Genomic DNA, 23,923 nt, shown 5'->3' on the forward strand with positions numbered 1-23,923 from the left:
ACATGGATCTTGATACTTCGCCTGACCGCGCCCCGGCCGTCGCCCCGCCGTATGTTCCCGGCCATGGACTGCTCGCGGGACGGTCGGTTCTGATCACCGCCGCCGCCGGACAGGGCATTGGCTTCGCCACCGCCCGCCGCGCGCTGGAAGAAGGCGCGCGGGCGCTGACCATCTCCGACATTCATCCGCGCCGCCTCGAGGAGGCGGTGGCGACCTTGCAGGAGATCGCGCCGCAGACCCCGGTGGCCGGCCAACTCGCCGATGTCACCGTCGAGGAGCAGGTGCAGGGCCTGATCGGCAAGGCCGACGCGGCGATGGAGGGCATCGACGTGCTCGTCAACAATGCCGGTCTGGGCGGCGTCAAACCGGTCGTGGAGATGACCGACGAGGACTGGCACCGGGTGCTCGACGTGACGCTGAACGGCACCTTCCGCATGACCCGCGCGGGATTGCGGGCGATGATGTCCCGCCGGCGCGGCACCATCGTCAACAACGCCTCGGTGCTCGGCTGGCGGGCGCAGAAGGGGCAGGCGCATTACGCCGCCGCCAAGGCGGGGGTGATGGCGCTGACGCGCTGCAGCGCGCTTGAAGCGGCGGAGCACGGCATTCGCGTCAACGCCGTCTCCCCCTCCATCGCCATGCATGACTTCCTCAAACGCTCGGCGCCCGAGGAGGTGCTGTCTCAGCTTGCGGCGCGCGAGGCCTTCGGCCGGGCCGCCGAGGTCTGGGAGGTGGCCAATGTGATCATGTTCCTGGCCAGCGACTATGCCTCCTACATGGTCGGCGAAGTGGTCTCCGTGTCCAGTCAGCACGCGTGAGGGGGAAGAGCGCATGACATTCCGTTTTCGCTCGGCCGACGAGGCCATCGCCGCCATCGGCCGCACGCTCGGTCCCAGCGATTGGCTGACCATCGACCAGGAGCGCATCAACCTGTTCGCGCAGGCCACCGGGGATTTCCAGTGGCTGCACGTGGATCCGCAGCGCGCGGCCGAGGGGCCGTTCGGCGGGACCATCGCCCACGGGTTCCTGTCGCTGTCGCTGACCAACCTGTTTCTGCCGGATCTCTTCATGCCGGACAATCTGGACTGGGGCGTGAACTATGGTCTCGACCGGGTGCGCTTTCCCGCGCCGGTGCCCGTCGGGTCGCGCATCCGCGCCCGTGGCGAGTTGCTCGACGCCAGGCCCGTCGGCGAGGGCGTGGTCCAGACGAAGGTGCGCATGGAGATCGAGGTCGAGGGCGGGGACAAGCCGGCCTGCGTGGCCGACACCCTCCAGCGCTATGCGTTTCTCGCGACCTGAGCTTTCGCTGTCGGGGTCGTCCTGTTGGACGATGAAGGAGACGCCGCGCGGCTCTAGCCTCTCCGGGACATGGCGGACGACCGTCCGCGAAACGACAACGGCGAGTACGGGTTCTGGGTATGGACAAACGGAAGAGTCTGCGCGAGGCCATCGGCCGTCTGCGGGACGGGATGGTGATTGGCGTCGGCGGCTGGGGGGCGCGGCGCAAGCCGATGGCGCTGGTGCGTGAGATCCTTCGGTCGGATCTGAAGGACCTGACGCTGGTGGCCTATGGCGGTCCGGAAGTGGGGATGCTGTGTGCCGCCGGCAAGGTGCGCAAGGTGATCTACGGCTTCGTGTCGCTCGACAAGATCCCGCTGGAGCCCTACTTCCGAAAGGCGCGCGAGGCCGGGGCGATCGAGGTGATGGAACTCGACGAGGGGATGTTCCTGCTCGGCCTGAGGGCGGCGGCCGAGGGCGTGCCCTTCGCGCCGACCCGCCTCGGCATGGGCACCGATGTGCTGACCCACAATCCCGATCTTCGCCTGGTCGCCTCGCCCTATGGCGACGGCGAGGTGCTGGTGGCGATGCCGGCGCTGCGGACCGACGTTTCCCTGGTCCACGTCAGCCGGGCCGACCGTCGCGGCAACGTGCAGACCGACGGGCACGACCCCTATTTCGACAATCTGATCGCGCGCGCCGCCGACCGTGTGATCGTGTCGGCGGAGGATGTGTGCGAGCGGCTGGACCGGACGCATTCCCAGGGCGCGCAGAAAAGCCTGTTCGACCGCTCCCTGGTGGAGACGGTGGTCGCGGCCCCCTTCGGCGCCCATCCCACGACGGCGCATGACGCCTATGGCTGGGACATGCCGCATCTGAAGGCCTATTGCGACGGCGCGCGCCGGGAGGATGGCTGGGCGGCCTACATGCGCGACTTCGTCGGCGCCGACGAACCGACCTATCTGGACCGGGTGGGCGGTGCCGAGGCGATCCGAAACCTGTCGATCCCGAACCTGTGAGGCGCTGCCATGACCACTGCCGAGACGTTCACCCTGGCGGAACTGATGATCGTCGCCGCGGCCCGGGCCTGGGCGGACGACGGGGAGGTGATGGCCAACGGCATCGGCACGCTGCCGCGCATCGCCGCCGGTCTCGCCAAGCTGCGCCTCAACGATCAGCTTCTGCTGACCGACGGCGAGGCCTTCGCCGTGGAGGACCCGGTGCCGCTCGGCTGCGCGCCGGAGGACCGGCCCGGACATGCGGGCTGGTTTCCCTATGGCCGTATCTTCGAAAGCCTCTGGTCCGGTCGCCGGCATGCAATGGTGACGCCCGTGCAGATCGACCGCTTCGCCCAGGCGAACATCTCGTGTCTGGGAGATTTCCGGAAGCCGAAGGTGCAGATGCTCGGCGTGCGCGGGTTCCCGGGCAACAGCATCAGCCATTGCAACTCCATGCTGGTGACGACCCACGACCGGCGAACCTTCGTGCCGGGCGAGGTCGACGTCGTGTGCAGCGCCGGCTACAGCGACCGGCTCTGGCCGGCCGGCGCGCGACGCCCCGACATCCGGATCGGACGTGTCGTCACGCCGCTGTGCGTGATGGATTTCGGCGGGCCGGACCATGCCCCGCGCGTCCTGTCGCTGCATCCGGGCGTGAGCTTTGAGGAGGTTGCCGCGAACACCGGCTTCGAACTGCTGCGCGCGCCGGAACTGGGTGAGACGCCGGCGCCGACGGTGGAGGATCTGGCGGTGATCCGCCGGCTCGATCCACATGACCAGCGGGCCGGCGCGCTGAAAGGCAATCCGTCCGGTCTGCGCGCACGGGCGGCCTGACGACGGGCGTCGCACACGGCGTGGCCGGCCCGTCGCCCTGCGGGGCGCTCAGCTTCGGGCGAAGGCGGAGCGGATGAGGCCGACGCCGGCCAGGGCGAAGAGCCCCGCCGCGGCCGCCTCGATCCCGCGCTGGGCGCGGCGGTAGATCGCCATGGCGCGCGGCGTGGAGAAGACCACCGCATATCCGGTGTAGATCAGCAACCCCAGCGCCATGCACAGCCCGGTGGCCAGCGCGACCGCGTCGAGTGCGTTGCCGTCGCCGAGCCCGAGCGCCAGCACCGCCATCCAGGCCAGAATCGCTTTCGGGTTGGAGAGGTTGAGCAGCAGTCCGCGACGGAAGCCGCGACGGGTGTCGCCGACATCGGACGGGGTACCCCTGGAACGGGAAGCCGCGCGCGCCGAGGTGAAGGCGAGCCAGAGCAGATAGGCGCCGCCGAGCAGCTTCAGGGCCGACAGCGCATGGCTGGAGGCCTGAAGCAGCGCCCCGAGACCCGTGGCGGCCACCACGCCCCAGACCGCCAGACCGAGCGAAAGACCCGCGCCGAAGGCCAGACCCGACCGGCGCCCCGCGCGCATGGAGACGGTCGCGAGAGCGAGCGTCGCGGGGCCGGGCGCCGCCGCGGCAACGAAGAACGCGACACCAATCGCGCCGAGACTCGCGATATCGACCATGATCCCTCCCGTAATCTCGCCGGCGGTCGCCACATGCGGCCGCGCAAGGGTTGCATAATCGCCCGCGTCTCAAAAGACCCCGCGCCGGCTATGTGGCCGGAACGCCCGTCACACTGCCGGACATGAGCACCACATCGGCCGCCTCCATGGCGACATCGGTGCCTGTGCCGATCGCCACGCCTGTGTCGGCTTCGGCGAGCGCCCGGGCATCACTCCGGCGATCCCGTTACTCCGGCGATCCCGTTGCTGTTCCCGTCTTTGGTCCCATCCTTGATCCGATCCATGATTCTTGGCCGTCGCGCCAACCGGTGCCCTGCCGATTTTGCGGCCAGGCGCATCAGAGGATTGCATACGTATTCAAAATGCGCTTGCAGGTGCTCGAATTATATGATTTGAGTCCTTGAATACGAATTCACAAACATTGAATCTGCGTCTTGAGGAGGAGAAGCGCTCGTGAAAATCGCATCCGTCATCGCATTGGGAGTTGGTGTCCTCGCGGCCGCGCCGGCCTTTGCGGACACCACGATCCGCATCGGCCATGCCACTCCGGAAAGCTCGCCGATCCATCAGGCGCTGGCCTATTTCGAGGCCGAGCTGGAAGCGCGCTCGAACGGCGGCATCGAGGTCGAGATCTATCCCGGCGGCCAGCTTGGCAGCGTCAAGGAGATGACCGAGCTCGTGCAGTCCGGCAACATCACCATGACCACGGGCGCCTCGGTGCATCTCAGCGCCGCAGTGGACGAACTGGCGGTGCTCGACCAGTTCCTGCTGTTCAAGAACGAGCAGGAGGCACGGGACCTTCTCGACGGCGAGGCCGGTGCGGTGCTCGCCGCGGCGATGGAAGAGCGCGGCCTGAAGAACATGGGCTTCATGGAGCTCGGATTCCGCAGCTTCACCAACAGCCGCGCGCCGCTCGACAGCTTCGAGGCCTTCGAGGGTCTGCGGATGCGCTCGGCCGACAATCCCATCGCGATCAAGGCCTGGCGTTCGGTCGGCGCCGTGCCCGTTCCCCTCGCCTGGGGCGAGATCTACTCCTCGCTGCAGCAGGGTCTGATCGACGGGCAGGAAAGCGCGCTCAGCTCCATGATCGTGGAACGCTTCTTCGAGGTTCAGGACTACGTGTCGCTGACCGGCCACATCTACTGGCCGGAACTGTGGATGGCCAATCTGGAGTGGTTCCAGAGCCTCGACGAGGAAGACCGTGCGCTGATCGGCGAGGTTGCGGGCGAGACGCTCGCGAAGCAGCGCGACCTCACCGCCGCCGCCAATGCCGAAACGCTGGAGCAGCTGAAGGAGGCGGGCCTGAAGGTCAACGAACTGCCGCAGGCCGACAAGGCGCGTCTCGGCGAGGTCATGAACAAGGCCATCGAGGCGGATATCCGCGCCAAGGTCGGTGACGACTTCTACGACACCTTCATGGCCGCCGTGTCGCGGTAATCCGCGCGGCGGTCTCGAGGGCACCCGTCGGGCAATGGGGAGGGGGCGATGCGCGCGCTTGAGAAATGGTTCGAGCCGGCCGTGATTGTCGCGATGCTGGGCGCGATCATCGCGCTTGTCTTTGCCGATGTCGTGGCGCGTTTCGCCTTCTCCACCTCCATTGCGGTGGCGAATGAACTGGCCCGCTTCTGCTTCGTCTACATGGTCTATTTCGGGGTCAGCTATGCCATCCGCGAGCGGCGGCACATGCGGGTCACCGTCTTGCTCGACATGATGCCGCAGGCGCTTCAGCGCTGGGTGTTCGCGCTGTCGGAGCTGATCTTTCTGATCTATTCCGTGGTCGTCTGCTGGCTGGGCGTGGTCATCACGCAGAAGGCGTTCGGCTGGGGCAAGATCCTGTCCTCGACCGAGTGGCCGCTCGGCATCCTCTACATGGCGATCGTCTTCTCCGGCGCGTTGAGCAGCCTGCGGCTGCTGCAGTCGCTGTGGCGGGTCGTGGTGGCCGGCGACATGCGGCTCGGGCCGCAAACGGATATCTGATCATGACAACCGCGATCCTCTTCGGCAGCTTCTTTCTCTTTCTGCTGATCGGCGTGCCGATCGGCATCGCCCTGGGGGCGGCGAGCCTGCTGGCCATCGCCTATATCCCCTTCCTGAATTTCGACATGTATGCCCTCGGTCTGGTGTCGGGGATCGACAGTTTCACGCTGATCGCGGTGGTGCTGTTCACGCTCGCCGGCAGCCTGATGGCGCAGGGCGGCATTTCCCGCAGGCTGATCGCGGTCGCGGATCGGGCCTTCGGGCGGGCGCCCGGCGATCTCGGCACGGTGACCATCATGTCGTGTCTGTTCTTCGCGGCGATTTCCGGCACGGGCAGCGCCACCGTGGCGGCCATCGGTCTCGCGCTCATTCCCGCGCTGGTGGAGCGCGGCTACGACCGGGCCTACGCCGGGGCGATGGTGGCGAGCGCCGGCGGTCTTGGCGTGATGATCCCGCCCTCGGTGGTGATGATCGTCTATGCGGTGGCGGCCGGCGTCTCGGTGACGGCCCTGTTCATGGCCGGCATCGTGCCGGGCATCGTCATCGCGCTGACGCTGATCGTCTACAACATCCTGCATCGCCGCCGGGCGCTGCATGAAGGGCGGGCCGAGCCGATGGAAGGCGGCAGCCTGCTGGCGGCGCTCAATCAGGCGAAGCTGGCGCTGGCCATGCCTCTGGTCGTGCTGGGCGGCATCTATTCCGGCATCGTGACGCCGACCGAGAGCTCGGCCGTGGCCGTGGTCTATGCGCTGGTGGTCAGCTGTTTCGTCTACCGCGAGCTGCCGCTGAAGGCCGTGCCGAAGATGATGCTGGAATCGGCCCTTCTGGTGTCGTCGGTGCTGGTGATCATCGGCGCCTCGGTCGCCTTCGGACGCATCATCGCGCTGGAAAAGATCCCGACCGAGCTGGCGCAATTCGTGCTGTCGCTGACCGACAGCAAATACGTCGTGCTGCTGGCCGCGCTGGTGCTGCTGCTGATTGTCGGCACCTTCCTGGAGACATTGGCGGCCATCGTCATCCTGACGCCGGTTCTGCTGCCGATCATGCTGCAGCTTGGCGTCGACCCGGTGCATTTCGGCATTGTCATGATCGTGGCGCTGGCCATCGGCTTCGTGACCCCGCCGCTCGGCGCCAATCTCTTCATGGCGGCGCAGGTCGGCGGCATTCCCTTCGACCGGATCGCGCGACGGATTTTCCCCTGGGTGGCGGCGATGGTCGTGGCCCTTCTCATCATCACCTTTGTGCCGTGGCTGTCGCTGGTGCTGCCAGAGACGCTGCTCGGATACGGGCGCTGACGCCCGCCATCCGGCCCGGCGGGCAGAGCAAGCGAGCGCCTGAAGGCGCGGCGGAAACGAAAGGACTCCCTCATGACCATCGAGTATCTCAAGCGCGGCAAGCCCGAAGGGGACCGGGCCGCCGATGACGCGCGCACCGCGGATGTCGTGGCGGCGACGCTCAGGGACATCGAGGCACGCGGCGACGTGGCCGTGCGCGACTTGGCGAACAAGTTCGACGGCTACGACCGCGCCAGCTATCGGCTGACCCGGGACGAGATCGACGCGCTGATCGCCAAGGTCAGCCCGCAGGACATGGCCGACATTCGCTTCGCCCAGGAGCAGGTGAAGGTCTTCGCCCAGGCGCAGCGCGACTCCATGACCGACATCGAGGTGGAAACGCTTCCCGGCGTCATCCTCGGTCACAAGAACATTCCCGTGCAGTCGGTCGGCTGCTACGTGCCCGGCGGCAAGTTCCCCATGGTCGCCAGCGCGCATATGTCGGTGGCGACCGCCTCGGTCGCCGGCGTGCCGCGCATCGTCGCCTGCACCCCGCCGTTCAACGGCGAGCCGAACCCGGCGGTGATCGCCGCCATGCATCTGGGCGGCGCGCATGAGATCTATGTGCTGGGCGGCATCCAGGCCGTGGGCGCCATGGCCATCGGCACCGACACCATCGCGCCGGTGCATCTGCTGGTGGGGCCGGGTAACGCGTTCGTGGCGGAAGCCAAGCGCCAGCTCTTCGGCCGCGTCGGCATCGACCTCTTCGCCGGACCGACCGAGACGATGGTGATTGCCGACGAAACGGTGGACGCGGAAATCTGCGCGACCGATCTGCTGGGGCAGGCCGAGCACGGCTACAACTCGCCGGCGGTTCTGGTCACCAATTCGCGCAAGCTGGCCGAGGAGACGTTGTCGGAGATCGAGCGCATCCTCGGCATTCTCCCGACGGCCGAGACGGCGCGCGTGAGCTGGGAAGACTACGGCGAAGTCATCGTCTGCGACACCTATGAGGAGATGCTCGCGGTCGCCGACGACATCGCCTCGGAGCATGTTCAGGTGATGACCGATCGTGACGACTGGTTCCTGGAGAAGATGACGTGCTACGGCGCGCTGTTTCTGGGTCCGCGCACCAATGTCGCCAATGGCGACAAGGTCATCGGCACCAACCACACGCTGCCGACCAGGAAGGCCGGCCGGTACACCGGCGGTCTGTGGGTGGGCAAGTTCCTCAAGACGCATTCCTACCAGAAGATCACCACCGACGCGGCGGCGGCGGAAATCGGCGCCTATGGCTCGCGGCTGTGCCTGCTGGAAGGCTTCGTCGGCCATGCCGAGCAGTGCAATCTGCGGGTGCGTCGCTACGGGGGCGAGAATGTGCCCTATGGCGGCGCGGCCGCCGTGCGCGGCTGAGGACGGGGGCAGGCGATGGGCGAGAACCGGGTCACCTCCGTGGATGTGGCGCGCGCGGCCGGCGTCAGCCAGCCGACTGTGAGCCGCGTCTTCACGGCCGGAGCTCGGGTCTCGCCGGAGCTGCGCGCCCGGGTGGAGGCCGCCGCCCGAAAGCTCGGCTATCGGCCCAACACGCTGGCGCGCGCCATGATCAAGGGGCGGTCCAATGTGGTCGGCCTGGTGGTCGCCTATCTGGACAATCCCTTCTACGCCGAGGCCATCGAGCTGCTCTCTCGCGCGCTGAAGGGGCTTGGCTATCACATCATCATCTTCACGGCGTCGAACGAGGAAGACAGTGTCGATCTGGCGGTCGAGGATCTCCTGGCCCATCAGGTCGACGGCATCATCCTCGCGTCGGTCAGCACGACGTTGCGGCTGACGCAGGAAATCCGAGGCGCCGGGATACCGCTGGTGCTGTTCAACCGGGGGCAGGACGACCTTTCGATTCCGGCGGTGACGGCGACGAACTACGCGGGCGGGCGCAAGGCGGCCGACCTGCTCGTCGGGCTCGGCCATCGCAGGATCGCGCATATCTCGGGGTGGCAGAAGTCGCTGACCGGCGTCGACCGGATGCGGGGGTTCCTCGACGGGCTCGCCGGCCACGGCCTGGAACCGGCCGCCTGTGTCGACGGTCGCTACGATCGCGAGACCGCCATGGCGGCGACGCGCGAGATCTTCGGCGGGACGGACCGGCCGGACGCCGTCTTCGTCGGCAACGACCACATGGCGTTCGCGGTGATGGAAGCGCTCATCCACGATCTTGGCCTGCGCGTGCCGGCCGATGTGTCGGTGGTCGGTTTCGACGACGTGAAGATGGCCGCCTGGCGGATGTTCGATCTCACGACGTTGCGCCAGCCGGCCAACGAGATGGTCGACGCCGTCGTCGACATGCTGATCCGCCTGATCGAGGGCAAGTCGCTGCAGCGCACGCGGGTGGAGATCGACAGCGTTCTGGTCGAGCGCGGGACGACGCGCAGGCGAAACCGGGAGTGAGCGAGACATGAACGAGGCTTCCCAGATCCCATTGCCGGTCGCGCCGGGGTTCCGGCTCGATGGCAAGCGCGCGCTCGTCGCCGGTGCCTCCTCCGGCATCGGGCTCGCGTGCGCGGCCGCCCTGGCCCAGGCGGGGGCGCACACGGTGGTGGCGGCGCGTTCCGCCGACAGGCTGGCGGCGCTGGTGGCCGCGCTGCGGGCGGCGGGACAGTCCGCCGAGGCGATGACGCTCGACGTCGCGGATGTGTCGGCGAGCGAGGCGGCCATCGAGGCGGCAGGGCCCTTCGACGTTCTGGTCAATTCGGCCGGGCTCGCCCGGCATGGGCCCGCGACGGAAACCACCGAAGCGGATTTCGACGCGGTGTCGGCGCTCAACTTCAAGGGGGCCTATTTCCTGACGCGCGCGGTGGCGCGCGGCTTGCTGGCGGCCGGGCGACCCGGATCGCTGATCAATGTCTCCAGCCAGATGGCCCATGTGGGCGGCATCGACCGCGCGGTCTACGCGGCCACGAAACATGCGGTGGAGGGCTTCACCAAGTCGATGGCGATCGAGTGGGGCAAGGCGGGCATTCGCGTCAATACGGTGTGCCCGACCTTCATCCGCACCGCCTTGACGCAATCGACGTTCGACCAGCCGGAGCGCCGGGCCTGGATCGAGGAGAAGATCAAACTGGGCCGGGTTGGAGAGGTCGAGGACATCATGGGGGCCGTGCAGTTCCTGGCCTCCGATGCCTCCGCACTCGTCACCGGCACGGCCTTGATGATCGACGGCGGCTGGACCGCCGATTGACGGGTCCATTCCAGACAAAGAGGGACATCATGTCCGATATTGCTTCGCGCATCGTTCGCTATGGCGAATTGCGCCCCTGCAAGACCGCCTTCATCGACGCCCATACGCCGGGCAGCGACCAGAAGGAAAACTTCACGATCATCGGCGGCGGCGTCTCGGAAAGCCCGGACCAGTACGTCCATATCCGCGAGACGCCGGGCTTCAACATCGGCGCCGCCGGGCAGCCGCCCAAGTGCCGCAATTCGCTGCACAGCCACACGACGGCGGAAGTGTTCTTCGTGCTCAAGGGGCGGTGGCGCTTCTTCTGGGGACGCCACGGCACCGCCGGGGAGTTCATCGCCGAGGAAGGCGATATCTTCAACATTCCGACCGGGATCTTCCGCGGCTTCGAGAATATCGGCACCGACTACGGGATGATCATGGCGATCCTCGGCGGCGACGATGCCGGCGGCGGGGTGACCTGGGCGCCGCAGGTGATCGAGGACGCGCGCGCGCATGGCCTCGTGCTGGGGGAAAACGGCGTCCTGTACGACAGCAAGAAGGGTGAGACCCTGCCCGAGGGCGTCGCGCCGATGCCGCTGCTCGACGACGAGGCTCTCAAGGCGTTCCCGGAAGTGCCGGTGGAGAAGGTCGTGCGCGACTATGTCGCGCGCTATCTCGACCTGCTGGCGCTGGCGGCAAACAGGCCGGCACGGGTCATCGGCCCGGATGCGCTTCTCCGGGACCGGCCCGGCTTCGCGGTCGATTTCCTGACGCGCGGCTCGATCCCCGACGAGATGACGACATGCGACAGGCACACGGTTCTGATGCCGGTGCGCGGACACTGGAAGCTGCGTCACGCCTGCGGCGAGACGGTGCTCAATCCCGGCGATACCTGCCTGCTCAACCCGGGTGAGGCCCATGCCATCGCGCCGTCGATGACCGGCGAGGCCGGCCTCTATCGCGTCACGGCGACCGACGATCCGGCCGGCCCGACCTGGGTGGGCTGACGACTTTGGCGGCCACGCGGCGGAGACCGGCGCGTCGCCGCCAGCCCGGATGCGTCTCGGCATCCGGGCGTGCTTTCCCGCGCTGGAGGTTTCATGACGCCCCTCGTTCTGTTGCCCGGCATGATGTGTGACGCGCGTCTCTTTGCGCCGCAGATCGCCGCCGTGTCGTCTCTTGCGCCGGTGATGACGATGCCCGTCGCCGGGCGGGACACGATGGCCGGCCTGGCCGGCGACATTCTCGCCTGCGCGCCGCCGCGCTTCGCGCTGGCCGGCCTGTCCATGGGCGGGATCCTCGCCATGGAACTGGTCCGCCAGGCCCCGGAACGGGTGGCGCGGCTGGCGCTTCTCGACACCAATCCGCTGGCGGAGGCGGAGGAGGTGAAGGCGCGTCGCGGGCCCCAGATCGAGGCGGTCGAGGCCGGCGGGCTGGACGCCGTCATGCGCGATGTGATGATCCCGAACTATCTGCACGACCCCGCCGATCCCAACGGCATTTCCGACCTGTGTCTGGAGATGGCCCGCGCGCTCGGTCCCGAGGTCTTCGTCGCGCAGTCGAAGGCCTTGCGCGATCGCATCGACCAGTGCGAGACGCTGCGGGCCTATCGCGCGCCGACGCTGGTCCTGTGCGGGCGCGACGACCGGCTCTGTCCGGTGTCGCGCCATGAGCTGCTGCACGCGCTTGTGCCGCACAGCACCTTCGAAATCGTCGAGGCGGCGGGCCACCTGCCAACCCTCGAACAACCCGAAACGACCACGGCGGCGCTTGTTCGCTGGCTGCAGGAGGCCGCATGACAACCTTGTCTTCCTCGCTTCTCGACGTGCTGCGGCGCGTCGACACGCCGACCGTGTGCAACGCCATCGAGGTGGCGCAGGGCAAGCGCGGCTTCAGTGACTTCACGCGCGGCACCATGCAGTGTTCGGCCCCCGATGAACCGCCCATCGTGGGCTTTGCCCGCACGGCCCGCATTTCGGCCCTGGCTCCGCCGCAGGATCCGCCGGAGGTCGTGCGCGCGCGCCGCATGGATTACTATCGCTACATGGCCGAGGGTCCGCGCCCCTCGCTCGCCGTGATCGAGGACATCGACCATCCCAATTGCATCGGCGCCTATTGGGGCGAGATCAACACCACCGTGCACAAGGGCTTCGGTCTGGCCGGCGCGCTGACCAACGGCGTGATGCGCGATCTGGGCGATCTGCCGAAGGGGTTTCCCGTGGTGGCCGGATCGGTGGGCGTCAGCCACGGCTTCGTGCATGTCACGGAGATCGACATCCCGGTGACCGTTCACGGGATGATCGTGCGTCCCGGCGCGCTGATCCACGCCGACCGGCACGGCGCCGTCGCGATCCCGGAAGGGGAGATCGCCCGGCTGGAAGAGGCGATCGCCAAGCTCTTGGCGACGGAGCGCATCGTGCTCGATGCGGCACGGGCGCCGGGCTTCGATTTCGCGCGCTTCGAAGAGGCCTGGCGCGCGTTCGAAAAAGCCCGGACCTGACGGGTCGCGCGTGCGGGGCCCCGCCCGCGCGGCGTGCCGGGCGGCGTGTCAGTGGTCGCGGGCAGGGGCCCGGGTGCCCTTTGCCGCGCCTGCCGTCTCCTCGTCCCAGAGGTCGAGGATGTAGAGCAGGTTGGAAACCGGCGGCAGGCGTGCCGCCGTCTTGCCGGCCACCAGATACTCCCCCGCCTGGATCGCGTTGTCGTCGATCGCAAGCCGGACGAGACGGTTGTCGTGCGGGCATTCGCGCTTCAGCACCGTCGAGATGCCGAGGCCCTGCGCCACCGCCTCGCAGGCGGCTTCGCGCGATGCGACGTCATAGGAGATCTTGGGCCTGAGCCCCGCGCGCGCCGCCGCGTCCATCAGCACCTGCCGGGTGAACGATCCCGTTTCGCGCACGATCGAGGGGCGCGCGCACAGCGTCTGAAGCGGGATCGACCCGCGGTCCGCCCAGGGATCGTCGGGCGGGACAATGGCGATCAGCGGCTGGTGGAACATCAAGCGGCAATGAAACCGCGACACCGGTCGCTCCAGTCCGACGAATGCGACGTCCAACTCGCCGGAGCGCACCTGATCCAGCAGCGTGCCGGTGTTGGCGGCGACGAACTCGAGATCCACCGCCGGGTAGCTGGCCTTGAACCGGCTGGCGACCGGCATGGCGATCTGCGGCGCGGAAAACCCGATGCGCAACACCTGCGGCTGCGCGGTCACGCCACGCAGCTCGGTGAAGGCGCCGTCGATCTGCAGCACCAGATCGCGCGCCACGCGCGCCGCCCGCACCCCGGCCTCGCTGAGCGCCACCGTGCGGCCATGGCGTGTGAACAGCTGGGTGCGCAGACTGTCCTCCAGCGCGCGCACCTGCTGCGTGACGGCCGGCTGACTGACCCCGAGACGTCGCGCGGCGCGCGAGAAGCTCTTTGCGTCGACCACCGCCAGAAACACCCGCAACCGGCGAATGGCGGTTTCGTCGCCGGGCGCGACGGCGGGTTTTTTCTCCACCGTGCTGGCGGAGGCGGAGCGGCGGGACATGGTTTCTTTCCGTCGTCTTGTCTGGCCCTGTCTCGATGTCTGGTCGTGGCGCGATGTCTGGTCGTGGCGCGATGTCCTGGTACGTCGGATGGCCGGGCGAGGTCCCAGGCCCGCGGACGTCGGTCCCGGATGCTGTCTAGTTATAAGTGTGAAATTATCGTTATGGTACGTCCATAATAGATGTCACGTCGCTGTCAAGTCGGGACCCTATGAGGCCTGTGTCCGCGCCACCTCCGTGCGGATGCCATCCTTGCCCCGAAGAGGCCCGCAATGAAAAAGATCCTGCTTGCCGGCGTCGCGACGCTGGCGCTGACCGCGTTCGCCCACGCCGATTGCCCGGCCGTCACCGTCGCCGACATGGGCGGTCTGAAGAGCACCTACCCCCAGCAGTTCGAACTGGCCGAGTTCCAGGCCGCGGCGAGCTGCACGCTTGCCTTCGCCGAGAACCCGGAAATCGCCGATCTGAACGCCCGGATCGCCGGCAACCCGTCGCAGCTGCCGCCGCTGGCCGAGCGCCTGCCGCGCGAGCCGCTGGTCGTCGCGCCCTATGCCGAGATCGGCCGCTACGGCGGCGTGTTCAACGGCCTGTCCAACGCCACCGAGGCCGGCACGTCGGAAGTCCTGTCGCTGCGCCATGTCAATCTGGTGCGCTTCTCCGACGATCTGGTGACCATCGTTCCCAACATCGCCAAGGGCTGGGCCTGGAACGAGGACTTCACCGAACTGACCTTCACGCTGCGCGCCGGTCACAAGTGGTCGGACGGCCAGCCCTTCACCGCGCATGACGTTGCCTTCTGGTACAACGACATGACGATGAACCCGAACGTGGTCGAGAAGCCGCGCGATCTGTGGGTCGCCGGCGGCAAGCCCATCGAGGTCGAGGCGGTCGACGATGTCACCGTGGTGTTCCGCATGGCGGCGCCGAAGCCGGGCCTGCTTGCGACCCTCGCCACCGATTTCGCCCAGCCCTTCCAGCCGCGCCATTTCCTCGGCAGGTTCCATCCCGACATCAATCCCGACGCCGACAAGCTGGCGCAGGAGCTCGGCTTCGAGACCGGCTACGAGCTGATCGCACTCTACTACAGCGGATCCGACTGGAAGGACGTGCCCTCGCCGCGTCTCAAGGCGCCCGAGGCCGTCGCCAAGCTGCCGGCCGCCGTCGTGCCGACGCTGGAAAGCCATATCGTCGTGGAAGACACGACCGAAGGTCGCCGTCTGGTCGCCAACCCCTTCTTCCACATGGTGGACACCGCCGGCAACCAGCTGCCCTACGTCAGCGAGATCGCCGAGACCTATGCCCCGGACAACGAAGTCCGTCTGCTCAAGCTGATCAACGGCGAGGTGGACTACAAGGCACAGTCCGTGGCGCTGCCGGACGCTCCGACGCTGCTCGACAAGCAGGAAGCCGGCGACTACACGGTCGACCTGCGGCCGCAGATCTCGATGCCGACCTTCTCCTTCAACGTCACGGCGAACGACCCGGAGAAGCGCGCGCTCTTCAACGAACGCGACTTCCGGGTGGCGATGAGCCATGCCATCGACCGCGCCGAGATCAACTCGGTGGCCTATTTCGATCTCGGCGAGCCGCGTCAGTACCTCGCCTTCGATCCGCTGCCGCCCTTCGCGAGCGCGGACCAGGCGCGCTACGCGACCGCCTTCGATCCCGAGCGCGCGGCCGCCCTGCTCGACGGCATCGGTCTGACCGACCGTGACGGCGATGGCCTGCGCGATCTTCCCTCCGGCAAGAAGCTGACGTTGAACCTGCAGTTCTCCACGCAGGGCATCCCGACCACGGTCGCCGAACTGGTGGCCCGGAACTGGTCGGACATCGGCGTCGAGACCGTGGTGAAGGAAGTGACCTCGGACGAGTATCGTGCCGCCCAGTCGGCGAACGAACTCGATGTCCTGGCCTGGGACAAGGGGCAGCCGCTGCCGGTCGTCCAGGGCGACAACAAGCTCTTCGTCCCGCCCTTCGGCGACTACTTCGGCCATCGCAACGCGATGCTGTGGGCCCAGTACCTCGAGACCGAGGGCGCGGAAGGCGTGGAGCCGCCGGCATGGGTTGGCGAGATGGCGGCCAAGGTCGCCGAGTGGCAGACGCATGAGATCGGCAGCGACGCCTCCAACCGTCTCGGTGCGGAGCTGATCCAGGCCCAGCTCGATGCGTTCCTCTTCATCGGCACCGTGGTCGCGCCGAGCCCGATCTACCGCTCGAACGACCTGGGCAACTTCGAGACGCCGAAAACCGCGTCCTACGAGTACTACCGGGCCTATCCCTACCGGACCCAGCAGTGGTTCCTGGCCCGGGACTGACCGCGATCCGACGTCGGGTGCGGGGGCTTCCCCCGCACCCGGTTTTCCCGTCCAGTCGCCGCGCATCGTGGGGAACTCGATCCATGGCCGCCTTCGTCCGCTTCATCGCCACGCGCGCCGGCATGGCGCTGCTGACCCTGCTGCTCGTCTCCTTCATCGTCTTCTCGCTGATGGAACTGGTGCCGGGCAATTGCGCCGAGCGCTACATCGCCTACAAGTCCACCCAGGGGCAGATCATCACCGAGGCCGACATCCGCGCCGAGGAAATCCGGATGGGGCTCGACCGTCCCTTCCTTGAGCGCTGGGGCGGCTGGGTCTGGGGCGTCTTCACCCGCGGCGATTTCGGCGAGAGCTGTCTGTGGCGCGTCGAAGTGAACCAGTTGATCGGCGACAAGTTCCTGCTGTCGCTGGGCATCTGCGTCGCGGCTCTGGTGCTCACCTATCTGATCGCCATTCCCGTCGGCATCCTGTCGGCGACCATGCGCGGCGGCGCCTTCGACACGGGGCTGCGCATTGTCAGCTACCTGGGGCTGGCGCTGCCCAACTTTCTCCTGGCGCTCGGGGTGATGCTCGCCTCGACCGTGCTGTTCCAGGACACGCTGGCCGGCCTGTTCAGCGCGCAATACCGCGACGCGCCGTGGTCGCTCGACAAGGTGCTGGACCTGATGAGCCGGGTGTGGCTGCCCATCGGCATTCTCGCCTGGTCCGCGACGGCGATCCAGCTGCAGACCGTGCGCGCGCTGCTGTCGGATGAAAAGGACAAGCTCTATGTCACGGCCGCGCGGGCGCGGGGCGTTTCCGGCGCGCGGCTGCTGTGGCGCTATCCGGCGCGCCATTCGCTTGGTCCGGTGGTCAATTCCATCGGCTTCGACCTCAACCGGATCTTCAACGATCTGCCGATCGTCGCGGCGGTCTTGACGCTGACCGAAGCCGGGTCGCTGCTGCTCGACGCACTCGCCCGCTCCAACGATCAGCAGCTCGCCGGTGCCATCATCTTTCTGCTGACGGCGTCGATCGTCGCCGTCAACTTTCTGACGGACATCGTGCTGGCCGTCATCGATCCGCGCGTCCGCGCGGGGCTCATGTAGGGAGGAGCGGATGATCGCGACCGATATGCAGGGCGAGCCGGCGGCGCCTGTCGCCGAAGCGTCCAGGCGCGGCGAGGCCTATTTCACCGCCTCGCAGGGCCAGCTGATCTTCGCCCGCTTCAAGAAGAAGCGCGCCGCCATCTTCGCCGCCTTTGTGCTGGGCGTCTTCGTGGCCTGTGGCGTCTTCGCGCCCTTCCTCTCGCCGTACGATCCCACCATCGCCGGGCGCAATGCGGACTACACCAACGGCGCACCGCAGCTCCCGCGGTTTTGCGATGCGAACGGCTGCTCCCTGCGTCCCTTCATTCACAAGGTCGAGCGCTATCGCGGCGCCGACACGAATTTTCGCTGGGTGACGCGCCAGACCGGGACGCGCGATTACCTGACCTTCCTGCCGCGCGGATGGGAATATCGCGTCGGGGCGATCTCCTGGGATCTGCCCGGCGAGACCTTCGACCTTTCCCTGCCGGGCATCGCCTTCGACCGGCATCTGTTCGGCGTCGAGACGGGCTTCATTCACCTGTTCGGCACCGATGCCACCGGCAAGGATATCTTCTCCCGCACGCTGCATGCCATCTGGGTGTCGCTGTCGGTCGGCACGCTCGGTGTGCTGATCGCCTTTTCCCTGGCACTGGTGATCGGCGGCGTCTCGGGCTATTTCGGCGGCTGGATCGACACCGTGTGCCAGGCGCTGACCGACGCGGTGCGCACCGTGCCGACCATCCCGCTCTTCATGGCGCTCGCCGCCTTCATTCCGCAGGAATGGTCGGCGGAGACGCGCTTCTTCTTCATTTCCATGATCCTGGGTCTCGTCGGCTGGCCGACGCTGGCGCGGCGCGTGCGCACCCACATCCTGGCGGAGCGCACCGCCGACTACGTGCTCGCCGCCCGGCTGGCCGGCGCCTCGCCGGCGCATACGATCCGGCGGCATCTGCTGCCCTCCTTCACCAGCTACATCATCGTCGATCTGGTGATTTCCTTTCCCTACATGGTCCTTTCGGAAACGGCCCTGTCCTTCATCGGACTGGGGCTGAAGGATCCGGTGAACTCGCTCGGTGTCATGTTGCAGAACGTCACGCGGGTGGACGTGCTGCTGAACTATCCCTGGTACTTCATCCCCGTTCCGATCTTCGTCGTGATCGTGCTGGCCTTCGTCTTCGTCGGCGATGGCCTGCGCGACGCGGCCGACCCGCATGAGGAGCGCCGCTGATGGCCGACAAACCGGTTCTGGAAGTCGACGATCTGTCGGTGCGCTTCCGCACCGACGAGGGCGAGATCACCGCCGTCGACGGCGTGTCCTTCTCGCTGCGTCCGGGCGAGGTGATGGGGCTCGTCGGCGAGTCCGGGTCGGGCAAGTCCGTCACGGCCAAATCCGTGATGCAGCTCAATCCCGGCAACACGATCTACGACCCGCGAAGCCGCATCACGCTGAACCTGGAGGAGGGGCCGGTCGACGTCCTGTCGCTGAAGACGGCGGCGGCCCTGCGCAAGGTGCGCGGCGATGCGGTCTCCATGATCTTTCAGGAGCCGATGGCCTCCTTCGCACCGGCGATCACGATCGGCGAGCAGATGGTCGAGCAGCTCACGCTGCACAGGCCGATGACCCGGCGCGAGGCGAAGGACCTGTCGATCCACATGCTGGAGCGTGTCGGCATCGCCGATGCGCCGACCCGCTTCGGCCAATACGCCTTCGAACTCTCCGGCGGCATGCGTCAGCGCGCGATGATCGCCACCGCCCTGTCGACCCGCCCGAAGCTGCTGATCGCCGACGAACCGACCACGGCGCTCGACGTCACCATCCAGGCCCAGGTGATCGACCTCATGAAGGATCTGGTCGCCGAGTTCGACATGGCGATCCTCTTCATCACCCACGATCTGGGTGTCATCGCGCAGACCGCCGACAGCGTGACGGTGATGTATCTCGGCAAGACCGTGGAGCAGGGACCGGTGCGCTCGGTGCTCAAGACCCCGGCCCATCCCTATTCGCGCGGGCTCATCAACGCGCTGCCGAAACTGGATGATCTGGCTTCGCCGCTGGTCCCGGTGCCGGGCGACATTCCAAGTCCCCTCGAGCGGCCTTCGGGCTGCGTGTTCCACACAAGGTGCCCGGTGGCGCTGGAAGCGCGATGCGCGCGGGAGGTTCCGGCGATGCGCGTCCTTGCCGACACGCATCGTGGCGCCTGTCTGCGGCTGGACGAAACCCCGGGAAGGGCGGTGGCATGAGCGCACATGACACACTGGTCGAGATCCGCAATCTGAGCGTCCGGTTTCCCGTGCGCGGCGGGCTGCTTGGCCCCCGGCGCGCGGTGCAGGCGGTGAACGACGTTTCGCTCGACATCCCACGCGGCCGGTTCTTCGGTCTGGTCGGGGAATCGGGATCGGGCAAGACCACGCTCGGGCGGGCGATCCTGCGCGCCGCGCCGATCAGCGGCGGGACGATCGCCTTTCATGGCGGCGACGGCGAGACACTCGATATCGCCACCATGAGCCGCGCGCAGGAAAAGGCGTTCCGGCGCAAGGCGCAGCTCATCTTTCAGGATCCCTACGCCGCGCTGAGCCCGCGCATGACGGTGCGCGACATCATCGCCGAGCCGCTGGAGATCATGAAGCTCACGCGCTCGCGTCAGGAAACGGACGCCCGGGTGCGGGACATCGCGGCGAAATGCCGGCTCAATGTGGAGCATCTGCGCCGCTTTCCCCATGCGTTCTCGGGCGGGCAGCGCCAGCGCATCTCCATCGCGCGCGCCCTTGTCGCCAATCCGCAGTTTCTGGTCGCCGATGAAAGCGTCGCCGCGCTCGATGTGTCGATCCAGGCCGACATTCTCAACATGCTCAAGGCGCTGCAGCGGGAGCTCGGGCTGACGTTTCTGTTCATCAGCCACGATCTGTCGGTGGTCGCCCATACCTGCGACACGGTCGCGGTGATGTATCTCGGGCAGATCGTCGAGGTCGGGTCGCGCGACGCGCTGTTCTCCGCACCCCGGCACCCCTACACCCATGCGCTTCTGTCGGCGATCCCCTCCCTCGACCCGGATGACAAGGGCAAGGCGGTGAAGCTGACGGGCGAGATCCCGAGCCCCGCCAATCCGCCGTCCGGCTGCCGCTTTCACACCCGGTGTCCGCATGCCACGGCGCTGTGTCGCAGCGAGGAGCCGGCCCTGCGCCGGGTCGGCTCCGCCACCCACCGGGTGGCCTGTCACAGGTCGGAGGACCTGTACGGCGCGTTTCCTGCGCCGGGCGGGACGCTCGGGTCAGCCCGCCGGCACGGCGAAGCGCCGCAGGCGCAGCGCGTTGCCGAGCACGAACACGCTGGATAGCGCCATCGCGCCGGCGGCCAGCATCGGCGACAGCAGCACGCCGAAAGCCGGCCACAGCACGCCGGCCGCCACCGGGATCAGCGCCGTGTTGTAGGCGAAGGCCCAGAACAGGTTCTGTCGGATGTTGCCGAGCGTCGCCTTTGACAGTGCGATGGCGTTCGGCACGCCGGAGAGGCTGCCGGACATGAGCACCACATCCGCCGCCTCGATGGCGACATCGGTGCCCGTGCCGATGGCGACGCCAATGTCGGCTTCGGCGAGCGCCGGGGCATCGTTGATGCCGTCGCCGACGAAGGCGAGCCGCCCGTGCGTCGCCTTGAGGCGCTTGACCGCCTCGACCTTGCCGTCGGGCATCACTTCGGCGATCACGTCGTCGATCCCCAGCCGCCGGGCGATGGCCGAGGCGGTCACCCGGTTGTCGCCGGTGATCATGGCGACGCTCAGCCCCAGATCGTGCAGGGTCCTGATCGCCTCGGGCGTCGTCTCCTTGATCGGGTCGGCGACGGCGACGATGGCCGCAAGCTTGCCGTCGATGGCGGCATAGAGCGGCGACTTGCCCTCATTGGCGAGCCGGTCCGCGGTATCGGAGAAGACGGAGGTCGACAGGCCAAGATGCGCCATGTAGCGGTCCGCGCCGATCTCGACCGTCGCGCCGTCGACCGTGGCCGTCACGCCGAGCCCGGTGAGGGACTTGAAGCCGCTGGCCTCGGGCACATCGAGGCCCTCCGCCTCGGCCGCCGCGACGATGGCGCGGGCGATCGGGTGTTCGGACTTCGCCTCGACGGCGGCGATCCGGGCGAGCACCGTCTCGCGCGGGGTGTCGCCGGCGGTTTCCAGGTCGGTGAGGGCCGGCTTGCCCTCGGTCAGCGTGCCGGTCTTGTCCAGCGCGACGACGCGGGCTTCCTTGAGCAGCTGCAGCGCCTCGCCCTTGCGGAACAGCACGCCCATTTCCGCGCCCCGCCCGGTGCCGACCATGATCGAGGTGGGGGTCGCCAGACCCATGGCGCAGGGGCAGGCGATGATGAGCACGGCGACCGCATTGACCAGCGCGAAGCTGAGCGCCGGCTCGGGGCCGAAGGCGAGCCAGACGGCGAAGGTCAGGACGGCCACGGCCATCACGGCCGGCACGAACCAAAGGGTGACGCGGTCCACCAGCGCTTGGATCGGCAGCTTGGAGCCCTGCGCCTCCTCCACCATGCGGATGATCTGGGCGAGCATCGTATCGGCGCCGACGGCCGTGGCGGTGAAGGCGAGCGCGCCGGTCTGGTTCACCGTGCCGCCGACGACGGTCGCGCCGGCGCTCTTGGCCACCGGCACCGGCTCGCCGGTGATCATGGATTCATCCACATAGCTCTCGCCGTCCGAGACGGTGCCGTCGACCGGGATGCGTTCGCCGGGGCGCACCTCGACCACATCGCCCGGCGCCACGTCGGCGACCGCGATTTCCATCGTTTCGCCCTCGCGGCGCACGCGGGCGGTTTTGGCCTGAAGGCCGACGAGCCGCTGGATCGCCTGCGAGGTGCGGCCCTTGGCGCGCGCTTCCAGCCAGCGGCCGATCAGGATCAGCGTCACGATGACGGCGGCGGCCTCGAAATAGACGTTGACCGTGCCGGCCGGAAGCAGGGCGGGCGCGAAGGTCGCCACCAGCGAGTAGGAAAAGGCGGCGGCCGTGCCGACGGCGACCAGCGAGTTCATGTCCGGGCCCCCGCGCAGCAGGGCGGGAAACCCGTGCACGTAGAAGCGCCGGCCCGGCACGGCCAGGACGAAGGCCGTAAGCGCGAACTGCAGCAGCCAGTTGGTCTGCTGGCCAAGGGTCGCGAGGATCCAGTCGTGCACGCCGGGAATGATCTTGGAGCCCATCTCCAGCACGAAGACCGGCAGCGTGGCGACGGCCGCCAGCATCACATCGCGCCTGAGCCGGGCTTCCTCGGCGTCGCGGCGGGCCGCCAGACCCTCGTCGGCCGAGGCCGCCGTGTCGAGCACGCGGGCCTCGTAGCCGGTCGCGGCGACGGCGGCGACGAGATCGTCGCGCGCGGCCGTGCCCTCCACCCGGGCACGTTCGGTGGCGAGATTGACGTGCGCCGAGGTGACGCCGGGCACGGCGTTCAGTGCCTTTTCCACGCGCCCGACGCAGGAGGCGCAGGTCATGCCCTCGATGGCGAGGTCGATGGTGCCGGCGCTTTCCCGCACCTCATAGCCGGCGCGGCTCACGGCCTCGGCGAGCCTTGCGCGCGACACCGGTTCCGACAGCGCGATGCTGGCGGTTTCCGTGGCGAGATTGACATTGGCTTCGGCAACGCCGGGGACGGCGGTCAGCGCCTTCTCCACGCGCCCGACGCAGGACGCGCAACTCATGCCTTCGATCGGCAGCGTGATCCTGTCCGCCGCGACGGATGTGATCGGAGCGTTCATGGCGATCTCCTCGATCCATATGGGATTGAGGTGAGCGTGAGGGTTCCAGCGAAGGGAGGGTCAAGGGAAAAGCGACCCGTGTCCGGCGGTCAACGCGTGGACGGCGCGCACCGGTGGGCGCTCACGGCCAGTCCGGCGGCAGAACCTCCGGGCATTGCCGGTCGAATTGCGCCAGAACCTCAGCGAAGCCGTGGCGCGGATGCCAGGCGAGGTCGGTGGCGGCCGAGCGAGAGGCGTAGACCCGGTCTATGCAGGTGGGAAGTGGCCATCCGCGCCGGTCGAACGCGTCGGCGAGCTCAGGGCATCTGTTGCGGATGACGGCGTCGGCCCCGCATGCCAGAGCCTCGCAATCGTCCGGCTGGAACGCGACGCGTCCGGAGACGACATGGCACTGGAAAGCCGGCCCGGGATTGACCAGCGCGGCCGCATGGGCGACGGCGACGTCCCGCACATCGACCCCGCGATGAAGGCGATACACGGCCGTCCGGTTGACCGGCTCCGGGAAGCATCGCCCCACGCGCAGGATCCGGACCGCCAAACGCGGCCCGGCAAGCTCCGCGAGCGCGCGCTCGGCCTCATGTTTCGTGCGATGATAGATGGTTCTCGGCTGTGGCGCGGTGGCCTCGTCGATCCAGACGCAGCGCGTCGCCTCGACGACGTTGCCATAGAGCGCGGTGGTGCTGGTGAACACCACGCGCGGGATGTGGAGCCGGCGGGCACACTCCGCAAGGGTTCGCGTCGCGTCGACATTGATGCGCCAGAATTCGGTGTCGGATACCCGGCCCACGTGTGGCGCATGCAGCGCGGCGGCGTGGATGACCGCGTCGGCACCCGCCATAGCCGCTTCGAGAGCGCCTGGATCGCAGATGTCGGCCGTCACCCGCGTTGTCGGGAAGGGCGTGCGATCTAGACCGACGACATCGTGGTCTCCGGCAAGCGCGCGCACGATGGCACGTCCGACCCGCCCCGAACTGCCGGTCACGACGAGTTTCATGATCGTCCCCGATTTCGTGCCGC

Annotated in this window: 22 protein-coding genes; 18 read left to right on the plus strand and 4 right to left on the minus strand. The window is 67.9% G+C overall.

Annotated elements, in window-relative coordinates; translation table 11 throughout:
* Positions 1 to 2: 2 nt before the first annotated feature.
* The 4 genes from ABL312_RS01110 to ABL312_RS01125 all read left to right on the plus strand — a co-directional run bounded on the left by ABL312_RS01110 (position 3) and on the right by ABL312_RS01125 (position 3,110).
* Complete coding sequence (locus tag ABL312_RS01110; RefSeq protein ID WP_349359532.1) at positions 3 to 818, plus strand: SDR family oxidoreductase; 816 nt, start codon at positions 3 to 5, stop codon at positions 816 to 818.
* A 13-nt stretch (positions 819 to 831) separates the two neighbouring features.
* Positions 832 to 1,299, plus strand: coding sequence for a MaoC family dehydratase (locus ABL312_RS01115; protein WP_349359533.1), 468 nt, complete (start codon positions 832 to 834; stop codon positions 1,297 to 1,299).
* A 119-nt stretch (positions 1,300 to 1,418) separates the two neighbouring features.
* On the plus strand, positions 1,419 to 2,297 hold the full coding sequence (locus ABL312_RS01120; protein WP_349359534.1) for a CoA-transferase: 879 nt from the start codon (positions 1,419 to 1,421) through the stop codon (positions 2,295 to 2,297).
* 9 nt (positions 2,298 to 2,306) lie between these two features.
* Positions 2,307 to 3,110, plus strand: coding sequence for a ketoacid CoA transferase (locus tag ABL312_RS01125; RefSeq protein ID WP_349359536.1), 804 nt, complete (start codon positions 2,307 to 2,309; stop codon positions 3,108 to 3,110).
* Between the two features lie 48 nt (positions 3,111 to 3,158).
* On the opposite strand, the gene ABL312_RS01130 is transcribed toward ABL312_RS01125, so the two are convergent.
* Positions 3,159 to 3,782 carry a LysE family transporter gene (locus tag ABL312_RS01130; protein WP_349359537.1) on the minus strand — a complete coding sequence of 208 codons (624 nt, stop codon included), beginning with the start codon at positions 3,780 to 3,782 and terminating at the stop codon, positions 3,159 to 3,161.
* A 453-nt stretch (positions 3,783 to 4,235) separates the two neighbouring features.
* On the opposite strand from ABL312_RS01130, the gene ABL312_RS01135 reads away from it, so the two are divergent.
* The 9 genes from ABL312_RS01135 to ABL312_RS01175 all read left to right on the plus strand — a co-directional run bounded on the left by ABL312_RS01135 (position 4,236) and on the right by ABL312_RS01175 (position 12,750).
* Complete coding sequence (locus tag ABL312_RS01135) at positions 4,236 to 5,219, plus strand: TRAP transporter substrate-binding protein (RefSeq protein WP_349359538.1); 984 nt, start codon at positions 4,236 to 4,238, stop codon at positions 5,217 to 5,219.
* A gap of 48 nt (positions 5,220 to 5,267) precedes the next feature.
* Positions 5,268 to 5,759 carry a TRAP transporter small permease gene (locus ABL312_RS01140; protein WP_349359539.1) on the plus strand — a complete coding sequence of 164 codons (492 nt, stop codon included), beginning with the start codon at positions 5,268 to 5,270 and terminating at the stop codon, positions 5,757 to 5,759.
* 2 nt (positions 5,760 to 5,761) lie between these two features.
* Positions 5,762 to 7,054, plus strand: coding sequence for a TRAP transporter large permease (locus ABL312_RS01145; RefSeq protein WP_349359540.1), 1,293 nt, complete (start codon positions 5,762 to 5,764; stop codon positions 7,052 to 7,054).
* A gap of 72 nt (positions 7,055 to 7,126) precedes the next feature.
* Positions 7,127 to 8,446: a histidinol dehydrogenase gene (gene hisD, locus ABL312_RS01150; protein WP_349359541.1), complete on the plus strand. Its 1,320-nt coding sequence runs from the start codon at positions 7,127 to 7,129 to the stop codon at positions 8,444 to 8,446.
* Positions 8,447 to 8,461: 15 nt separating this feature from the next.
* On the plus strand, positions 8,462 to 9,478 hold the full coding sequence (locus ABL312_RS01155; protein ID WP_349359542.1) for a LacI family DNA-binding transcriptional regulator: 1,017 nt from the start codon (positions 8,462 to 8,464) through the stop codon (positions 9,476 to 9,478).
* A 7-nt stretch (positions 9,479 to 9,485) separates the two neighbouring features.
* Positions 9,486 to 10,268, plus strand: a complete 783-nt coding sequence (locus tag ABL312_RS01160; protein WP_349359543.1) for an SDR family oxidoreductase — start codon at positions 9,486 to 9,488, stop codon at positions 10,266 to 10,268.
* Positions 10,269 to 10,297: 29 nt separating this feature from the next.
* On the plus strand, positions 10,298 to 11,257 hold the full coding sequence (locus ABL312_RS01165; RefSeq protein WP_349359544.1) for a cupin domain-containing protein: 960 nt from the start codon (positions 10,298 to 10,300) through the stop codon (positions 11,255 to 11,257).
* A 93-nt stretch (positions 11,258 to 11,350) separates the two neighbouring features.
* Positions 11,351 to 12,049: an alpha/beta fold hydrolase gene (locus ABL312_RS01170; RefSeq protein WP_349359545.1), complete on the plus strand. Its 699-nt coding sequence runs from the start codon at positions 11,351 to 11,353 to the stop codon at positions 12,047 to 12,049.
* Positions 12,046 to 12,750: an RraA family protein gene (locus ABL312_RS01175; protein WP_349359546.1), complete on the plus strand. Its 705-nt coding sequence runs from the start codon at positions 12,046 to 12,048 to the stop codon at positions 12,748 to 12,750. The genes ABL312_RS01170 and ABL312_RS01175 overlap by 4 nt, the downstream gene beginning before the upstream one ends.
* A gap of 48 nt (positions 12,751 to 12,798) precedes the next feature.
* Here the strand turns inward: ABL312_RS01175 and ABL312_RS01180 are convergent, their stop codons facing one another.
* On the minus strand, positions 12,799 to 13,776 hold the full coding sequence (locus ABL312_RS01180; RefSeq protein WP_349359547.1) for a LysR substrate-binding domain-containing protein: 978 nt from the start codon (positions 13,774 to 13,776) through the stop codon (positions 12,799 to 12,801).
* A gap of 270 nt (positions 13,777 to 14,046) precedes the next feature.
* Between ABL312_RS01180 and ABL312_RS01185 the strand changes: the two genes are divergently transcribed.
* The 5 genes from ABL312_RS01185 (at position 14,047) to ABL312_RS01205 (ending at position 20,494) form a co-directional block, all read left to right on the plus strand.
* Entirely contained in the window at positions 14,047 to 16,089 is a 2,043-nt protein-coding gene (locus tag ABL312_RS01185) for an ABC transporter substrate-binding protein (RefSeq protein WP_349359548.1), read from the plus strand.
* A gap of 83 nt (positions 16,090 to 16,172) precedes the next feature.
* Positions 16,173 to 17,177, plus strand: a complete 1,005-nt coding sequence (locus ABL312_RS01190) for an ABC transporter permease (RefSeq protein WP_349359550.1) — start codon at positions 16,173 to 16,175, stop codon at positions 17,175 to 17,177.
* A gap of 10 nt (positions 17,178 to 17,187) precedes the next feature.
* Positions 17,188 to 18,387 (plus strand): ABC transporter permease, encoded by a 1,200-nt coding sequence (locus ABL312_RS01195; protein WP_349359551.1) that lies wholly within the window; start codon positions 17,188 to 17,190, stop codon positions 18,385 to 18,387.
* On the plus strand, positions 18,387 to 19,400 hold the full coding sequence (locus ABL312_RS01200; RefSeq protein WP_349359552.1) for an ABC transporter ATP-binding protein: 1,014 nt from the start codon (positions 18,387 to 18,389) through the stop codon (positions 19,398 to 19,400). Before ABL312_RS01195 ends, ABL312_RS01200 begins: the two co-directional genes overlap by 1 nt.
* Positions 19,397 to 20,494: an oligopeptide/dipeptide ABC transporter ATP-binding protein gene (locus tag ABL312_RS01205; protein WP_349359553.1), complete on the plus strand. Its 1,098-nt coding sequence runs from the start codon at positions 19,397 to 19,399 to the stop codon at positions 20,492 to 20,494. The genes ABL312_RS01200 and ABL312_RS01205 overlap by 4 nt, the downstream gene beginning before the upstream one ends.
* Here ABL312_RS01205 and ABL312_RS01210 read toward each other — a convergent pair.
* Both ABL312_RS01210 and ABL312_RS01215 read right to left on the minus strand, forming a co-directional pair.
* Entirely contained in the window at positions 20,429 to 22,906 is a 2,478-nt protein-coding gene (locus tag ABL312_RS01210) for a heavy metal translocating P-type ATPase (RefSeq protein WP_349359554.1), read from the minus strand. The genes ABL312_RS01205 and ABL312_RS01210 overlap by 66 nt on opposite strands.
* A 121-nt stretch (positions 22,907 to 23,027) precedes the next feature.
* A complete protein-coding gene (locus ABL312_RS01215) occupies positions 23,028 to 23,900 on the minus strand; it encodes an NAD(P)-dependent oxidoreductase (protein WP_349359555.1) in 873 nt (290 codons plus the stop codon).
* Positions 23,901 to 23,923 lie beyond the last annotated feature (23 nt).

The organism is Stappia sp. (assembly GCF_040110915.1).
Taxonomy (GTDB): domain Bacteria; phylum Pseudomonadota; class Alphaproteobacteria; order Rhizobiales; family Stappiaceae; genus Stappia.

Excerpts from the sequence above, each read along its gene's own strand:
- ABL312_RS01110 (WP_349359532.1), top strand. The coding sequence starts at position 3 with ATGGATCTTGATACTTCGCCTGACCGCGCCCCGGCCGTCGCCCCGCCG.
- ABL312_RS01115 (WP_349359533.1), top strand. The coding sequence starts at position 832 with ATGACATTCCGTTTTCGCTCGGCCGACGAGGCCATCGCCGCCATCGGC.
- ABL312_RS01120 (WP_349359534.1), top strand. The coding sequence starts at position 1,419 with ATGGACAAACGGAAGAGTCTGCGCGAGGCCATCGGCCGTCTGCGGGAC.
- ABL312_RS01125 (WP_349359536.1), top strand. The coding sequence starts at position 2,307 with ATGACCACTGCCGAGACGTTCACCCTGGCGGAACTGATGATCGTCGCC.
- ABL312_RS01130 (WP_349359537.1), bottom strand. The coding sequence starts at position 3,782 with ATGGTCGATATCGCGAGTCTCGGCGCGATTGGTGTCGCGTTCTTCGTT.
- ABL312_RS01140 (WP_349359539.1), top strand. The coding sequence starts at position 5,268 with ATGCGCGCGCTTGAGAAATGGTTCGAGCCGGCCGTGATTGTCGCGATG.
- ABL312_RS01145 (WP_349359540.1), top strand. The coding sequence starts at position 5,762 with ATGACAACCGCGATCCTCTTCGGCAGCTTCTTTCTCTTTCTGCTGATC.
- hisD (WP_349359541.1), top strand. The coding sequence starts at position 7,127 with ATGACCATCGAGTATCTCAAGCGCGGCAAGCCCGAAGGGGACCGGGCC.
- ABL312_RS01155 (WP_349359542.1), top strand. The coding sequence starts at position 8,462 with ATGGGCGAGAACCGGGTCACCTCCGTGGATGTGGCGCGCGCGGCCGGC.
- ABL312_RS01160 (WP_349359543.1), top strand. The coding sequence starts at position 9,486 with ATGAACGAGGCTTCCCAGATCCCATTGCCGGTCGCGCCGGGGTTCCGG.
- ABL312_RS01165 (WP_349359544.1), top strand. The coding sequence starts at position 10,298 with ATGTCCGATATTGCTTCGCGCATCGTTCGCTATGGCGAATTGCGCCCC.
- ABL312_RS01170 (WP_349359545.1), top strand. The coding sequence starts at position 11,351 with ATGACGCCCCTCGTTCTGTTGCCCGGCATGATGTGTGACGCGCGTCTC.
- ABL312_RS01175 (WP_349359546.1), top strand. The coding sequence starts at position 12,046 with ATGACAACCTTGTCTTCCTCGCTTCTCGACGTGCTGCGGCGCGTCGAC.
- ABL312_RS01180 (WP_349359547.1), bottom strand. The coding sequence starts at position 13,776 with ATGTCCCGCCGCTCCGCCTCCGCCAGCACGGTGGAGAAAAAACCCGCC.
- ABL312_RS01185 (WP_349359548.1), top strand. The coding sequence starts at position 14,047 with ATGAAAAAGATCCTGCTTGCCGGCGTCGCGACGCTGGCGCTGACCGCG.
- ABL312_RS01190 (WP_349359550.1), top strand. The coding sequence starts at position 16,173 with ATGGCCGCCTTCGTCCGCTTCATCGCCACGCGCGCCGGCATGGCGCTG.
- ABL312_RS01195 (WP_349359551.1), top strand. The coding sequence starts at position 17,188 with ATGATCGCGACCGATATGCAGGGCGAGCCGGCGGCGCCTGTCGCCGAA.
- ABL312_RS01200 (WP_349359552.1), top strand. The coding sequence starts at position 18,387 with ATGGCCGACAAACCGGTTCTGGAAGTCGACGATCTGTCGGTGCGCTTC.
- ABL312_RS01205 (WP_349359553.1), top strand. The coding sequence starts at position 19,397 with ATGAGCGCACATGACACACTGGTCGAGATCCGCAATCTGAGCGTCCGG.
- ABL312_RS01210 (WP_349359554.1), bottom strand. The coding sequence starts at position 22,906 with ATGAACGCTCCGATCACATCCGTCGCGGCGGACAGGATCACGCTGCCG.
- ABL312_RS01215 (WP_349359555.1), bottom strand. The coding sequence starts at position 23,900 with ATGAAACTCGTCGTGACCGGCAGTTCGGGGCGGGTCGGACGTGCCATC.